This is a genomic window from Cupriavidus sp. KB_39, assembly GCF_052114485.1.
Lineage (GTDB): Bacteria > Pseudomonadota > Gammaproteobacteria > Burkholderiales > Burkholderiaceae > Cupriavidus.
The window spans coordinates 1-320 of sequence record NZ_JBFREV010000267.1 but is presented as its reverse complement, the minus strand read 5'-3'; the positions used below and the strand labels follow the sequence as shown (position 1 = coordinate 320).

The window sequence follows — 320 nt, the reverse complement described above, 5'->3', positions numbered from 1 at the left end:
CGCTCCAGCTGTTCGTCATCGTAGCTTTGATGCGCGTTGTACTTCTCCATCTCGTCGGCACCGTTATTGCGTACGACCACGCCGGTCTCGAATGTCTCGCGGCTGTCGATGACGGCCTTGCGGGCAATGCGTTGCAGCAGGGTCGTGTTAGCGGGCAAGCCGGTGATGCCGATGGCGGCCACGCCCAGCGAGTCAAACAGTGGGCCGCCGCCTTCGGTGTCAGGGGTGAGATACCCCATGTCGAAGGTGTAGGTCACGCCAAGTGCATCGGGATAGCGCATGCCGAGCTTGATGAGGAAGGGAAGCGTGCCGTCGTCAGC

General features: G+C 61.9%; 1 protein-coding gene. It reads right to left on the bottom strand.

Translation table 11 applies throughout. The features are described from left to right. Positions 1-320, bottom strand: a 320-nt coding sequence (locus AB4Z27_RS29880; RefSeq protein WP_441646096.1) for a hypothetical protein, incomplete at both ends; no start/stop codon positions are given.